The sequence below is a fragment of the Pantoea sp. Fr-CA_6 genome (assembly GCF_024520895.1).
Taxonomy (GTDB): domain Bacteria; phylum Pseudomonadota; class Gammaproteobacteria; order Enterobacterales; family Enterobacteriaceae; genus Pantoea; species Pantoea agglomerans.
Genome location: NZ_JALNPO010000004.1, coordinates 183,799 through 198,377 on the forward strand (window position 1 = coordinate 183,799; position 14,579 = coordinate 198,377).

12 protein-coding genes are annotated in these 14,579 nt (G+C 60.4%); all 12 read left to right on the forward strand.

What is annotated here, in order from left to right:
• Positions 1-81: 81 nt before the first annotated feature.
• The 12 genes from NR201_RS09425 (at position 82) to NR201_RS09480 (ending at position 14,578) form a co-directional block, all read left to right on the forward strand.
• Entirely contained in the window at positions 82-1,689 is a 1,608-nt protein-coding gene (locus NR201_RS09425) for an ABC transporter substrate-binding protein (protein WP_033758289.1), read from the forward strand.
• 27 nt (positions 1,690-1,716) lie between these two features.
• Entirely contained in the window at positions 1,717-2,673 is a 957-nt protein-coding gene (locus NR201_RS09430; protein ID WP_010247875.1) for an ABC transporter permease, read from the forward strand.
• Entirely contained in the window at positions 2,670-3,521 is an 852-nt protein-coding gene (locus tag NR201_RS09435; protein WP_010247873.1) for an ABC transporter permease, read from the forward strand. Before NR201_RS09430 ends, NR201_RS09435 begins: the two co-directional genes overlap by 4 nt.
• Positions 3,518-5,182, forward strand: coding sequence for an ABC transporter ATP-binding protein (locus NR201_RS09440; RefSeq protein WP_256849698.1), 1,665 nt, complete (start codon positions 3,518-3,520; stop codon positions 5,180-5,182). Before NR201_RS09435 ends, NR201_RS09440 begins: the two co-directional genes overlap by 4 nt.
• Before the next feature lie 134 nt (positions 5,183-5,316).
• Positions 5,317-6,648, forward strand: coding sequence for an FAD-binding oxidoreductase (locus NR201_RS09445; protein WP_010247869.1), 1,332 nt, complete (start codon positions 5,317-5,319; stop codon positions 6,646-6,648).
• Between the two features lie 11 nt (positions 6,649-6,659).
• Positions 6,660-7,502: a GNAT family N-acetyltransferase gene (locus NR201_RS09450; protein WP_256849699.1), complete on the forward strand. Its 843-nt coding sequence runs from the start codon at positions 6,660-6,662 to the stop codon at positions 7,500-7,502.
• A complete protein-coding gene (locus tag NR201_RS09455) occupies positions 7,502-8,428 on the forward strand; it encodes a glyoxylate/hydroxypyruvate reductase A (RefSeq protein WP_256849700.1) in 927 nt (308 codons plus the stop codon). Before NR201_RS09450 ends, NR201_RS09455 begins: the two co-directional genes overlap by 1 nt.
• Position 8,429: 1 nt before the next feature.
• Positions 8,430-9,563 (forward strand): M20 aminoacylase family protein, encoded by a 1,134-nt coding sequence (locus NR201_RS09460; RefSeq protein WP_172608030.1) that lies wholly within the window; start codon positions 8,430-8,432, stop codon positions 9,561-9,563.
• A 113-nt stretch (positions 9,564-9,676) separates the two neighbouring features.
• Positions 9,677-10,993, forward strand: a complete 1,317-nt coding sequence (gene gabT, locus NR201_RS09465; RefSeq protein ID WP_010670905.1) for a 4-aminobutyrate--2-oxoglutarate transaminase — start codon at positions 9,677-9,679, stop codon at positions 10,991-10,993.
• A gap of 290 nt (positions 10,994-11,283) precedes the next feature.
• Positions 11,284-11,796 carry an Lrp/AsnC family transcriptional regulator gene (locus NR201_RS09470; RefSeq protein WP_010247853.1) on the forward strand — a complete coding sequence of 171 codons (513 nt, stop codon included), beginning with the start codon at positions 11,284-11,286 and terminating at the stop codon, positions 11,794-11,796.
• A 271-nt stretch (positions 11,797-12,067) separates the two neighbouring features.
• On the forward strand, positions 12,068-12,514 hold the full coding sequence (locus NR201_RS09475; RefSeq protein WP_010247848.1) for a GNAT family N-acetyltransferase: 447 nt from the start codon (positions 12,068-12,070) through the stop codon (positions 12,512-12,514).
• An 18-nt stretch (positions 12,515-12,532) separates the two neighbouring features.
• Positions 12,533-14,578, forward strand: coding sequence for a hydantoinase/oxoprolinase family protein (locus tag NR201_RS09480; protein ID WP_256849701.1), 2,046 nt, complete (start codon positions 12,533-12,535; stop codon positions 14,576-14,578).
• Position 14,579: the final 1 nt, after the last annotated feature.

Genomic DNA, 14,579 nt, shown 5'->3' on the forward strand with positions numbered 1-14,579 from the left:
GTCCCGTCGGGTGCTGACCGCCAGGTCATCAGCACCGCCAGAACATGATCCCCGGTTCGCCTGACTATTGAGGGTACAGAGATGAGTAAATTTGATAATAACGACGCTGATGCGGTAAATCCGGCACTGACGCGCATGATCACCGAAGGTTCATTGTCACGTCGCAGCCTGATGAAAATGCTCTCAGCCGGTGCGGTGATGAGCAGCGGCCTGATCACTTTTTCAGGGGCCGCACTGGCGGATGACAAGCCGGTCAGGGGCGGTAAACTGCGGGCGGCGATGTCGAATGCCTCGGCCACCGATACACTTGATCCGGCCAAAAGTAACAACAGTGCGGATTACACCCGCCAGTTCATGTTCTACAGCGGCCTGACCGAACTGGATAAAAACCTGATGGCGCAACCGGCGCTGGCCGAATCGCTGGAATCCAGCGACGGCATTACCTGGCATATCAAACTGCGTAAGGGGGTCACTTTCCATGATGGCAAACCGCTGACCGCCAAAGATGTCATTTACTCGCTCAGCCGTCACAAAGATCCGGCCATCGCCTCTATCGCCTTTAAGCTCGCCGATCAGTTCAAAACCTTCAGCGCGGTCAATGATAACGAGGTGCAGCTGGAGCTGAGCAGCGCTAACTTCGACGTCCCTTATATGCTGGCGACGCCGCCATTTCTGATCGTGCCGGACGGCACCAAAGATTTCAGCAAAGGCATCGGCACCGGTCCGTTTGTCTGCAAAACATTTATGCCGGGTACGCGCACCATCGGCACCAAAAACCCCAACTACTACAAACCTGGTCTGCCGCATCTGGATGAGGTAGAACTCATCGGCGTCACCGACGGCGCCGCGCGCGTTAATGCCCTGATGTCGGGCGATCTGCAGATGGTTTCCACGCTGACCGCTGCCGACTGCAAGCGCATCAAAGCCAGCAGCGAATTTGGCGTGCTGGAGAGTAAATCGGGCATGTACACCAACCTGATTATCCGCACCGATGTGAAGCCGGGTAACAACGAAGATTTCGTGCTGGCGATGAAATATCTGCAGCCACGTGAAATGCTGGTGAAAACGGTGCTGCAGGGTTACGGCGACGTCAGTAATGACACCCCGGTGCCGCCGTGGCATCCGCTCTATAACGCCGATCTCAAACCGCGTGCGCTGGACATTGAAAAAGCGAAGTTCCACATCAAAAAAGCGGGCATGGCCGGCTCCACGGTGGAGATTATCACCACGCCGAATATCGAAGGGGCAAATGAAGGCGGTCAGATGATCCAGCAGATGGCGCGCGGGGCAGGGCTGAACATCAAAGTGCGACGTGTGCCGTATGACGGTTACTGGTCTTCGCACTGGATGAAAGATCCGGTGGGATATGGCTCGATAAATCCGCGTCCGACGCTCGACATGCTCTTCTCACAGTTCTATCTCTCTACCGCACCGAATAACGAATCGGGCTGGAAAAATCCTCAGTTTGATCAACTGGTGGTCGCGGCACGCGGTGAGCGCGATCAGGCGAAACGCAAGCAGATGTATGGCGATATGCAGACGCTGATTTATGACCACTGCGGCACCCTTATCCCGACCTTTATCAGCTCCACGGATGGTTATAACAAAAAGGTCAAAGGGGTGGAGGCCTGGCCGTCAGGCATGATGATGGGCTATCGCTTCCATGAATTTGCGTGGCTGAGCGCCTGATACGTTATTTGAGGAAGGAGTACGCCGATGAACCGATACATGCTGTTCCTGATTGCCCGGCGAATTGGTGCCGGCATCCTGACTTTGCTTATCGTCTCGGCGGTGGTGTTTTTCATCACCAGCCTGCTGCCGGGCGACGCAGCGCAGATGATCCTCGGCCAGAACGCCACGCCGGAAACGGTGGCGGCGTTACGGCAGCAGCTGGGTCTCGATCAGCCTTTGCTGATGCGCTACTTCCACTGGCTGACAGGCATGGTGCAGGGCGACTTTGGCACCTCGTTTGCCAGCCATTTGCCGGTCTCGCAGCTGGTGGCGCAGCGCATTCCCGCCACCTTTGAACTGGCGGGTATCACCACGCTGATCTGCGTGCCGCTGGCGCTGATTATCGGCATTATTGCGGCGATGAATCGCGGTTCCCGACTCGATCGGGCGCTGGTCATCGGCACCATGGCGACGGTTGCCGTGCCGGAGTTTCTGGTGGCGACGGTGGCGGTACTGATTTTCGCCGTCAAGCTGCACTGGGTCTCGGCGATGTCGTTCGGCAGCCCGGATAGCGACCTGCTGAGTTACCTCAAAGCCTATGCGCTGCCGGTGCTGACCCTCTGCTGCGTGCTGGTGGCGCAGATGGCACGTATGACGCGGGCAGCCATTATCAACCAGCTCGACAGTCCTTATCTGGAGATGGCGCTGCTGAAAGGGGTTTCACCGCTGAGAGCGGTGCTGCGTCACGCACTGCCTAACGCGGTCGGCCCCATCGCCAATGCCATTTCACTCAGCCTCTCCTATCTGTTTGGCGGGGTGATCATCATCGAAACTATCTTCAGCTATCCCGGTCTCGCCAGCCAGCTGGTGGATGCGGTCAGTAACCGCGACCTGCCGGTGGTGCAGCTCTGCGTGATGCTGTTCGCCGCCTGCTATCTGGTCCTGCTGCTGGCGGCAGACATTCTGACTATCGCCTTTAACCCGAAATGGAGAAGCGCATGAATATTCTCTCGTTGCCCTGGCGTTTCTTACAGTCGCTCTCCTGGTCGGGACGGCTGGGTCTGATAATGTCGTTGTTCTGGCTGCTGATGGCGGTATTCGGCACCCCGCTGGCCCCGCACAGCATTGATGACATCGGCGGCGGCCCGCTGATGGGCGGCCTGACGTCCGATAACCTGCTGGGCACCGACTACCTTGGGCGCGACATGCTGAGCCGCATTCTCTATGGCGCGAAGTTCTCTATCGGTCTGGCGCTGAGTGCGGCGCTGCTGGCCAGCCTGATCGGCACGCTGCTGGCGTTGCTGGCAGCGGTGGCGGGGCGCTGGCTGGAGGAAGTACTGGGCCGCGTCAACGACGCGCTGCTGGTACTGCCGGGCAAAGTGCTGTCGCTGATGATAGTCGCGGTATTTGGCTCCTCGCTGCCGATGCTGATCCTCACGGCGGTCTTCACCTACTGGCCGGGCGCATTTCGTATCGCGTTTGCCATGGCCAGCTCGCTGCGCAGCATGGACTACGTCCGGGCGTCACGGCTGCGGGGCGAAAGCCGCTGGTATATCGCCATTCACGATATCCTGCCCAACATGGTGCACCCGATGCTGACTGACTTTGGTCTGCGCTTTGTCTACATCGTGCTGCTGCTGAGCGGTCTGAGCTTCCTCGGCCTGGGTGTTCAGCCGCCCTACGCCGACTGGGGCACGCTGGTGCGTGAAAATATGCAGGGGCTGTTTGACGGCTCGCCTGCGGTGCTGATGCCCGCGCTGGCGATTGCCAGCCTGACCATTGGCGCCAACCTGTTTATTGACAGCCTGCAGGCGATGCGTCCGATGACGCTGGCGAAGGAGGGAGCATGAACGTGACACCACATACCGCCATGCCGGTGATTTCGGTGGATAAACTGCGCGTCACTGCGCAGACCGATCGCGGCGAAGAGATCGACCTGGTTTCCGACATTCACTTTACCGTGCAGAAGGGCGAAGTGCTGGCGCTGATTGGTGAATCCGGCTCAGGTAAAACCACTATCGCCATGGCGCTGATGGGTTACGCCCGCAGCGGCTGCCGCATCGCCGAAGGCAACATTCACGTTGCCGGCACCGACGTTAACAGCCTGACGCCGGGGCAGTTGCGCGCTTTCCGTGGCAACAAAGTCGCCTATATCGCCCAGAGCGCGGCAGCGTCGTTTAATCCGGGCATGAAGATCCTCGATCAGGTGATTGAGCCGGTGGTTATCCACGGCACCCTGACCCGCAAAGCGGCAAAAGCCAAAGCGATTGAGCTGTTCCGCGAACTGGCGCTGCCCAACCCCGAGACCATTGGCGACCGCTTCCCGCACCAGGTGTCGGGCGGTCAGTTGCAGCGTCTGATGACGGCGATGGCGCTGATTGGCGATCCTGACGTGGTAATCCTTGATGAACCTACTACCGCGCTGGATGTGACCACGCAGGTGGAAGTGCTGAAGGCGTTTCGCCGCGTGGTGGTGCAGCGCGGCGTCACGGCGATTTACGTCAGTCACGATTTAGCCGTGGTGGCGCAGATGGCAGACCGGATACTGGTGCTACTGCGCGGCAAAATGGCGGAGTATGGCAGCACCGCGCATCTGATCGGCGCACCGCAGGCGGAGTACACCCGCTTACTGATGGAGGCGGCGCGGCAGAAAGAGCGGCCCAGCAACTGGTGCCCGGTTGCCGCCGATATTCAGCCGCTGCTTGAGGTGCGCGACCTCAGCGCAGGTTATGGTCCGCGTGGCAGCGATGGCTACCCGAAAATACGCATTCTGGAAGATATCAACCTCAGGCTGTGGAAAGGGCAGGCGATTGGCATCATTGGCGAGTCAGGCTCAGGCAAAACCACCCTGGCGCACGCTATTGCCGGACTCAACGCTCCAAGCCACGGCCATATTCTGTTCAACGGCCACTACATCTCGGGCGATATGCAAAAACGGCCTGACAACGAGCTGCGCCGCATTCAATATGTATTCCAGATGGCAGACACCGCGCTGAACCCGGCCCACAGCGTTGAACGCATCCTGTCGCGTCCGTTGACGCTGTTTCACGGTCTGAGCGGTGCGGCCCGACAGCAGCGGCTTTATCAGCTGCTGGATCTGGTGCAGCTCCCGCGCAGCGTGCTGTGGCGGCGTCCCTGGGCGCTCTCCGGCGGGCAGAAGCAGCGCGTTAATCTGGCGCGCGCGCTGGCGGCTGAGCCAGATCTGATTCTGTGTGATGAAGTGACCTCGGCGCTGGATACGGTGGTTGCCGCCGCCGTCCTCGACTTAATCAGCGAACTGCGCCGCGAACTGGGACTCTCGGTGATCTTCATCAGCCACGACATGCATGCGGTACGCGCGGTGTGTGATGAAATCGTGGTGATGAAAAGCGGTCGCATTGTCACCCAGCTGGTGCGCAGCGACTACGACAAGCCGACCAGCGAGTTGTATTTCGAGCGGCTGAAACGCGCGGTGCCGGAGCTGCGTCAGGGCTGGCTGGATGAGCATGAAGAGATTTTAAAAGCAGAGTGAGTTGCCTGAAGCAACTGGCACCCTGATTAATCCGCCTGCACAGCACTGATGTAATGCGCGGGCGGCGCGGGTCAGCACACAGCGGTGATATCGCTCTGCGCTGATCAGATACTGACAACAGAGGTAGTCTTGTTATGCCTGCACCGATTCGTTATGTACAGGACAGTGCGAATTTTCCCGATTCCGCCGATGTAGTGGTGATTGGCGCCGGTATCGCCGGAGCTGCCGCCACCTGGGAGCTGGCGAAGCAGGGACTGAAGGTCGTGCTAATCGAAAAAGGCCTGGTAGGAGCGGAGCAGTCGAGCCGTAACTGGGGCTGGTGTCGCCAGCAGAACCGTGATGAACGTGAATTGCCGCTGATTATTTATGCGCTGCAACGCTGGGGTGAGCTTAACGATGAAACCGGCGAAGAGCTGGGTTTCCGCCGCAGCGGCCTGGTTTATGCCACGCAGGAAGAGTCGGACATCGCGGCCTGGGATAAGTGGATCCAGATGGCAAAAGGCTATGGCGTGCGCAGTTCGATTCTCACAGCGGAGCAGGCCAAAGCGATGACGCCCGGCAGCACCACAAGCTGGCGGGGCGGTCTCTCAGCGCCTACCGACGGTCACGCCGAACCACGGCTGGCCGCGCCCGGGCTGGTGGCGGGCGCGCTGAAAAAAGGGGCGCTGCTGTTTCAGCAGTGCGCGGTGCGCGGGCTGGATATCGCCGCCGGACGGGTCAGCGGCGTCTGGACCGAGCGCGGCCTGATCAAAACCAGCCGGGTGATCTGTGCCGCCGGGGCCTGGACCTCCATGTTCTGCCGTCGTCACGGTATCGATCTGCCGCTGGGCAACGTGATTGGCACCGCCTTCCGCACGCAGCCCATTGAGCAGGCGATCGCCATGCCGCTTTACACGCCGGGATTTGCCTGTCGGCCACAAATGGACGGCAGTTACACCGTCTCCGTCTCGGGTCGCGGGCGTCTGGAACCTGGCGCGCAGGGGCTGCGCTATGCCCGCCAGTTCTATCCGACCTTTAAAAGTCGCCGCAAGAATCTCACCCTGAATCTTGGCCTGTCGCCGTTCTTTAATGGCCCGGAAGCGATGGGTGGCTGGGCATTTGACCGCGAGTCGCCGTTTGAGCGCATGCGCATTCTCGATCCGGCAGCCGATGCAACGATCGTGGAAGAGGGGCTGGCGGCGATGCGGCGTGAATATCCGGCGCTGGCGAACCTGCGACTGGCACAGTCGTGGGGCGGCATGATTGACAGCACCCCGGACGCGATTCCGGTGATCTCCACCGTGGCGAAACTGCCGGGGCTGGTGCTATCGGCGGGCTACAGCGCCCACGGCTTCGGTATCGGACCAGGTGCCGGACGACTGGCAGCCGATCTGGCGACCGAAGCCACGCCAGTCGTTGATCCCACCCCTTATCGCTACAGCCGTCTGGTTGACGGCAGCGGACTTGAAACGCCAGGAATGATGTAAGGAGACCTGCAATGAGCCTGAAAATACGCGCAATGACGCCGGACGATCTCGACCCCTGTTTCACCTTAACGCAGGCACTGAAATGGCCCCACCGACGTGAAGACTGGGCGCTGGCGCTGCAGCTGGGCGAGGGCACGGTGATTGAAGAGCAGGGCAAGCTGATTGCGAGCGCGGTGCTCTGGCGCTGGGGCGAGCGCGCCGCCACGCTGGGGCTGGTGATCGTCGATAACCAGCAGCAGGGGCGTGGCCTTGGCAAACAGCTGATGCTGGCGCAACTGGAAAAATTACCCGACTGTAATGTGCGTCTGCACGCCACCGAAATGGGCAAAGGTTTGTATGAAAAACTCGGGTTTGTCAGTTGCGGTGAGATTCGCCAGCACCAGACCCGCGCAGTGACCACCCTTCCAGACGTCGTGATCCCGGCGGGACTGCAGCTGCGTCCGGCAACACTGGCCGATCACGCCACACTGGTGACGCTGGATCAGCAGGCGCACGGTATGCATCGTCCGGCACTGTTCGACCACCTGCTGCGCGACTGCCAGACGGTGCTGTTGCAGGATGACCAACAGCAAATTCAGGGCTTCGCCAGCCTGCGCCGCTTTGGTCACGGCTGGGCGATTGGCCCGGTGATCGCGGCAGATTTTTCAGTCGCGCAAGCGCTGGTCGCCTCGCTGATGCAGTCGCTGCAGGGGGAATTCCTGCGCATCGACACCGATGCCGCGCTGCCGATGGCCGCCTGGCTACAGAGCCTCGGCATCCCTCAGGTCGATGCGCCTGCGACTATGGTGCGCGGCACGCCCTGGACACCGCAGGGTATGCAGGCGTTTGGACTGATGACGCAGGCGATGGCCTGATGCATATCGTCTATAAATCGGAGCCGGAACGTGGCCGCATCTGGCAGCGCTGGCTGGCAGCGCATGCGCCTGACATTCAGCTGCATATCTGGCCTGAGACCGGCGATCCAGAGCAGGTTGAGGCGCTGGTCGCCTGGCAGCCACCGGCTGACATCACCGCGCTTTTCCCCCGGCTGAAACTGCTGTTCTCCGTGGGTGCCGGGGCCGATCAGTTTGATCTTGGCGCGCTGCCGCCCGACCTGCCGGTGATCAGGATGATAGAGCCAGGCCTGACCCAGGGCATGGTGGAGTATGTCACCTTCGCGGTACTCGGCCTGCATCGCGACATGCCGCGCTATTTTCATCAGCAACGCCAGCAGCAGTGGCTGGCACAGGCGGTATTACCTGCCGCGCAGCGTCGGGTAGGCGTCATGGGGCTGGGCGAACTGGGCCAGGCCGCATTGCAACAGCTGGTGGCGCTGGGCTTTGACTGCGCTGGCTGGAGCCGCACACCGCGCCAGATTCCCGGCGTCCGCTGCTGGCACGGTGACGATCAGCTCGGGGCGTTTCTGGCGCACAGCGAGATTCTGGTCTGCCTGCTGCCGCTGACTGACACCACACAGGGTTTGCTTAACCGCACCCTGTTTAATCAGCTACCACAGGGCGCGGCGCTGGTGCAGGCCGGGCGCGGCCCCCAGCTGAATCAGGACGATCTGCTGCAGGCGCTGGAGAGCGGGCAGCTCCGTGCCGCCGTGATCGATGTGACCGACCCGGAGCCGTTACCGCCGGGTCATCCCTTCTGGCGCCATCCCGCCATCTGGCTCACACCCCACATCGCCAGCCAGACGCAGAATGAGAGCGCCATTGCGGCACTGCTGGAAAACCTGCGGCGCCATCAGCGTGGCGAGCCGCTGCACGGTGAGATTGATCGTTCGCGAGGATATTAAGATGGAACATCTGGTGGCATTGCGCCGCGACCTGCATGCGCACCCGGAACTGGGCTTTCAGGAGCAGCGCACCAGCGACATCGTGGCGAACTTTCTGCAACAGCTGGGCATTGAGGTGCATCGCGGCATCGGTAAAACCGGCGTGGTCGGGATACTGAAAAAGGGCAGCAGTGAACGCATGATTGGCCTGCGGGCTGATATGGATGCGCTGCCGATGCAGGATCAGAGCGGCACCGACTGGCAAAGCCGCCTGGAGCAGGTGAGCCACGCCTGCGGCCACGACGGTCACACCGTGATGCTGCTGGGAGCCGCAGAAAAACTGGCGCGCGACGTCAGCTTTGATGGCAGCGTCTGCTTTATCTTCCAGCCCGCCGAAGAGGGGCTGGCGGGCGCAAAGGCAATGATTGACGATGGCCTGTTCAGCCGCTTTCCCTGTGAGGCGGTCTACGCCATCCACAACTGGCCGGAACTGCCGCTCGGCCAGGTACAGACCCGCCCTGGCGCGATCATGGCAGCGGCTGATCGCTTTGATATCCGGGTACTGGGCGGAGGCGGTCATGCCGCGCAGCCGCATCTGACGCGCGATACTCTGCTGGCGACCAGCGAGCTGGTGGTGCAGCTGAATACTCTGGTCTCGCGCGCCCTGGATCCGTGCGAAACGGCGCTGCTCACCGTCACCCGGATGCAGGGCGGCTTTTCGCACAACATGATCCCGGCGGAGGCGAACATCACCGGCACGGTGCGCACTTTCAGCCCGGCAGCGCAGGCGACGATTGAAGCACGACTGCGTCAGATGGCGGAGCACATCACCGCCGCCCACGGTTTGCACGCAGAGGTCAGCTATCTGCGCTACTACCCGGCGACCCTGAACAGTAATGCTGAAGCGCAGTTTTGCCTGCAGGCGCTGACGCAGGCGGGCATTACGGCTGAGGCCGCGCCCCAGCCCGCACTTACCTCAGAAGATTTTGCTTTTATGCTGCAGGCGCGGCCCGGTGCCTATCTGTGGCTGGGATCGGCACCCTGCAAGCCGCTGCATCATGCTGCATACGACTTCAACGATGCGCTGATCCCGCATGGCGTTAACGTTTTTGTCACGCTGATTCGTCAGGCGCTGGCAGAGAAATTTCCCTGCTGAATGCCGCAGGATTTTGACAGGAAATGCCGCTGTCTGGGGAATTACGGCAGCGTGACAAACCAGCGGGTTGCGATACTTGAGCCAACCGAACGTTACGTGGATGAGGGTTTAAAATGCAGAATGTCATGGCAGAGCAGCAAGCATACTCCGATAACAGCCTGTTACTGGATGCACGCGAGCAGAATGTGCCGCGCGGCGTAGTTACCGCCCATCCGCTGGTGATCGAACGCGCCAGAGGCAGTGAAGTGTGGGACGTGGAGGGCAATCGCTATCTCGACTTTGTCGGCGGCATCGGGGTGCTGAATGTCGGCCACAATCACCCGGCGGTGGTCAATGCGGTGACCCGCCAGCTCGGCCTGGTGTCTCACGCCTGTTTTCAGGTGGTGGCCTATCCGGGCTACATCGAGCTGGCGCAGCGGCTGAACAAACTGGTGGGCGGCGATGAGGCGTACAAAAGCGTCTTCTTTACCAGCGGCGCCGAAGCGGTGGAAAATGCGGTGAAGATTGCCCGCTCACACACCCAGCGCTCTGGCATTATCGCTTTTGATGGTGCGTTTCATGGCCGCACCCTGCTGGGTATCACCCTGACCGGCATGTCCGCGCCTTACAAACAGAATTTTGGCCCGTTCCCCGGCGATATTTACCGTCTGCCCTTCCCGAACCCGCTGCACGGTATTACTGAAGCGGACTGCCTGAAAGCGCTGGATCAACTGTTTGCGGTGCAGATCCTGCCGGAGCGGGTCGCGGCGATTATCATTGAGCCGGTTCAGGGTGACGGCGGCTTCCTGCCCGCTGGCCCGGCATTTATGCAGGCGCTGCGCCGCATCACCAGCCAGCACGGTATTCTGCTGATTTGTGATGAAATCCAGTCCGGCTTCGGGCGTACCGGCACGATGTTCGCCTTCCAGCAACTGGGTATCAAACCCGATTTAGTCACGCTGGCGAAAAGCCTGGGCGGCGGTCTGCCGATTTCCGGTGTGGTGGGGCGTGCGGAGATCATGGATGCACCGACGCCTGGCGGGTTAGGCGGTACTTATGGCGGCAACGCACTGGCCTGTGCGGCGGCGCTGGCGGTACTGGATCTGTTTGAGCAGGAAAACCTGTTGCAGCGCTCCTGCCAGCTTGGTGAGCAACTCAATGCACGACTGCGGCAACTGGCGGATAAATATGCCTGCATCGGTGACGTCCGCGGCGTAGGCTTTATGCAGGCGGTGGAGATCCTCGATTTCGAAACCGGTCGCCCGGATGCGGCCTTAACCCAGAAGATCCTCGACAGCGCCTGCCAGGAGGGATTGCTGCTGATCAAATGCGGCCTGCATCGCAACACCATCCGTTTCCTGGCGCCGCTGGTCACTACCGACTCACAGCTGGAAGAGGCGCTGCATATCTTCGATATTGCGCTGGCCCGCGCCACAGGCCGGTTGGGATAAAGTGCGATTCCTCATTGATATTGTTAAAGTAATTTGAAAATCTCCCGCTGGTATAACCACTGCGAAGCGCTGGCGCGTTTACGGTAAAGCGTGATATACCTTCGGGAGGTTCTGCACATTTAATTAAGCTTCTATCCCATCAGGCTATTTCATTTGTCAGTCTGAACCTGGTCAGTGCTTACAATCCTCACGTGCGCCATGTACGCACCGGTTGTTCCGCGCTGTCCGTCTCCAGACTGCCTGCAACAATGACGCCTGGCGGGACAGGCTCTGACAATGAGGGGGGTGCTATGAACGGCTTAATGAAACTCGACCGCATCGACATCAACATCCTGGTGCAACTCCAGAAAGATGGCCGTATCAGCAACGTTAACCTCGCCGACGCCGTAGGCCTTTCGCCCAGTCCCTGTCTGCAACGGGTCAAACGTCTGGAACAGGCCGGTTTTATCACCGGTTATGAAGCGCACATTAATCTCACCCGCATTACCGATTCGGTGACGGTCTTTACCGAAGTCACTCTGTCAGGCCATCGCCGCGAAGACTTTATGAAATTTGAAAGTGCGATGCGCGACGTCGATGAGCTGATGGAGTGCCATCTGATTACCGGCGGCTATGACTATTTGCTGCGCTTTATTACCCGCAGCATTGAACATTACCAGGAAGTGATTGAGAAGATGCTCGACGCTCAGATCGGCATCGATAAGTACTTCAGCTATATCGTGATCAAATCCCCGATCATGAAAAGCAGCGTGCCGTTGCGATCGCTGATCGGCAAGCACAATTCGGTGGAGTTCGGCGTGTAGCGGGCGGCCAGGCGTCGCCCTCGCCATGTTTACCGGTGGAGAGAGGGCCGTCACCTGTCTTGTATCTGTCTGCTCTTTCGCGATTCACACCAGCCGCACTTATGTTCGCCCATCCGCTTCATTTCTCCCGTTAATGTGCCAGACGCCCCCTCAGCATAAAATTTCTTCATGACGCAAAATTCAGTCGCAACAGCCGGTTCTGTGGCGCGCTACAGCCTCAACCGTTGGGCGAACCCTTTTACACTGTTTTCAACCGATACAAGGAGTTGTCATGGACTCATTACAGATTGCTGACCAGCAGTGGCAGCGCGAGGCGTTCACTGTCTCCACCAGCCGCCAGCAGCTCGACCTGGCGTGGATCCACATCCAGCTGGCGGAGAAGTCCTACTGGGCCAAAGGCCAGCCGCTGGCCAAAACCGTGCGGGCGATTGCCGGTTCACTGCCGTTTGGCCTCTATCACCAGCAGAGACAGATTGGTTTTGCCCGACTGATTACTGACTACACCCGGTTTGGCTGGCTGTGCGACGTAATGATTGATGAAAACTGGCGCGGTCACGGGCTGGGCAGTTGGCTGGCAACCTGCGTCCGTGAACACCCGGAGCTGCAAACGGTGCATCGCTGGATGCTCTCAACCCAGGATGCCCATCAGGTCTATCAGCGGCTCGGCTGGCGTGTGGTGCAGCATCCCGAGGCGCTGATGGAATTTCCCCCTTCCTGACACTGGAGTTACCCCGATATGCGATACCGCGTTGGCGTGGATATTGGTGGATCCTTTACCGATTTCGCCGTGCTCGATCAGCAAACGAACCAGATTCACACCCTGAAAGTCCTGTCGCGACCGGATCAGCCAGGCAGCGAAATCGTTACCGGACTGGCGCAGTTTCAGCAGCATCAGGGTATTGACCCCGCTGAGATTGGCTACTTCACCCACGGCACCACGGTAGGCATTAACGCGGTGATCCAGCGGCGTGGCGTGCGGCTGGCACTGTTCGCCACGGAGGGCTTCTGCGATGTCCTGGAGCTGGCCCGGCTTAAAATCCCGCATATCCACGACCTTTTCTCCCGGCGTCCTGCTCCGCTGATCACCCGCGATCGGGTGTTTGCCATCCGTGAACGCAGTGACGCGCACGGCAACGTGCTGCACGCGCCTGATCGCCAGAGCGTGCTCGACGCAATCGCTCAGGCACGCGCGGCAGGCTGTCAGGGCATTGTGGTGTCGCTGCTGCACAGCTATCGCAACCGGCACAATGAAGCGGCGGTGAAGGCGATTATTGACGAGGTGGCACCCGAGCTGCTGACCTCCTGTTCCGCTGACATCTGGCCGATCATCCGTGAATATGAACGCACCATTACCGCCACCATTAATGCCTACGTGCAGCCGATGGTGATCCACTACCTGGAATCCTTTGAGCAGGCGCTGCAACGGCTCGGCGTCAGGCCGCCGCCGCGCATCACCAAATCCAACGGCGGGGTGATGGGCGTCGATCAGGCGAAACGCGAATGCGTGCAGATGGTGCTCTCCGGCACCGCATCCGGGGTGATTGGTGCCAGCTATCTCGCCAGCGCCTGTGGTTTTGACAAAATCCTCAGCCTGGATATCGGTGGCACCAGCGCCGACGTGGCGGTGATCATCGACGGCAAAGTGGCGCAGGGCAACGGCGAAATCATCGGGGATTTCCCGATCTTTATTCCTTCTGTCGCCGTCACTTCGGTGGGTCAGGGCGGCGGCTCGCTGGCGTGGATCGATGGTCAGGGCGTGCTGCAGATGGGCCCGGACAGTGCCGGATCGCTGCCTGGCCCGGTCTGCTTCCAGCGCGGCGGCACGCAACCCACTGCCACCGATGCGTTCGCCGCCTGCGGCATGATGGGCCATGGCGCGCTGGGTTATAACGCCGTCACTGTTGATGTGGACGCCGCCTGTGCGGCCTGGCAGCCGCTGGCGGATGCGCTTGGCGTCACGGTGCAGGAAACGGCAGAAACCGCCATCCAGCTGGCGATCTCCAGCATGTACAGCGACACCAGCGGGCTGCTGTCGCGCTTTGGTCTCGATCCGCGTGAATTCTGGTTCCTCGCCTTTGGCGGAGCGGGTCCGATGATGGGCTGCTTTCTGGCCCGCGAACTGAATATGAAAGGGGTGATTGTGCCGCCGACGCCGGGCGTGCTGTCCGCGCTGGGCGGGCTGGTAGCAGATATCCGCAACGATTTTATCCGCACGCTCTACGGCGATCTGACACCCGCCCTGGCCGACACCCTGGCCAGTGAAGCCGAAGCATTACAGCAGCGCGCCTGTGGCTGGCTGGCCCAGGAGCACGGCAGCGATATGCCTTACAGCCTGCAGTTCAGCGCGGATATGCGCTATCGCGGTCAGTCGTTTGAGATCGATGTACCGCTGGAGACGAACTGGCTGGCGCAGGCGGATTTCACTGCGCTGCATGACGCCTTTGATCGCCAGCACCAGCAGCTGTTTGGTCACTGTGACCCTCAGGCGCCGGTGCAGTTGATCAACCTGCGGCTCGTGATTGCCTCACCGACGCCGAAACCGGTGATTAACCCACTGGCTCCGGCCACGGAACCGGTGCCGGTACTGAAACAGACCTGGGCGTGGATCGACGGCGGCTGGCATCAGGTTGATTTAGTGCTGCGTTCAGTGCTGCGTGCCGGACATCAGCTCAGTGGCCCGGTCATCATCGCCCAGGATGACTGCACCACCTGCGTGCCGCCCGGCATGGGCGTCACGGTCGATTCATTCGGTAATCTGCTGATCACGGCGAACGAGGCATAAC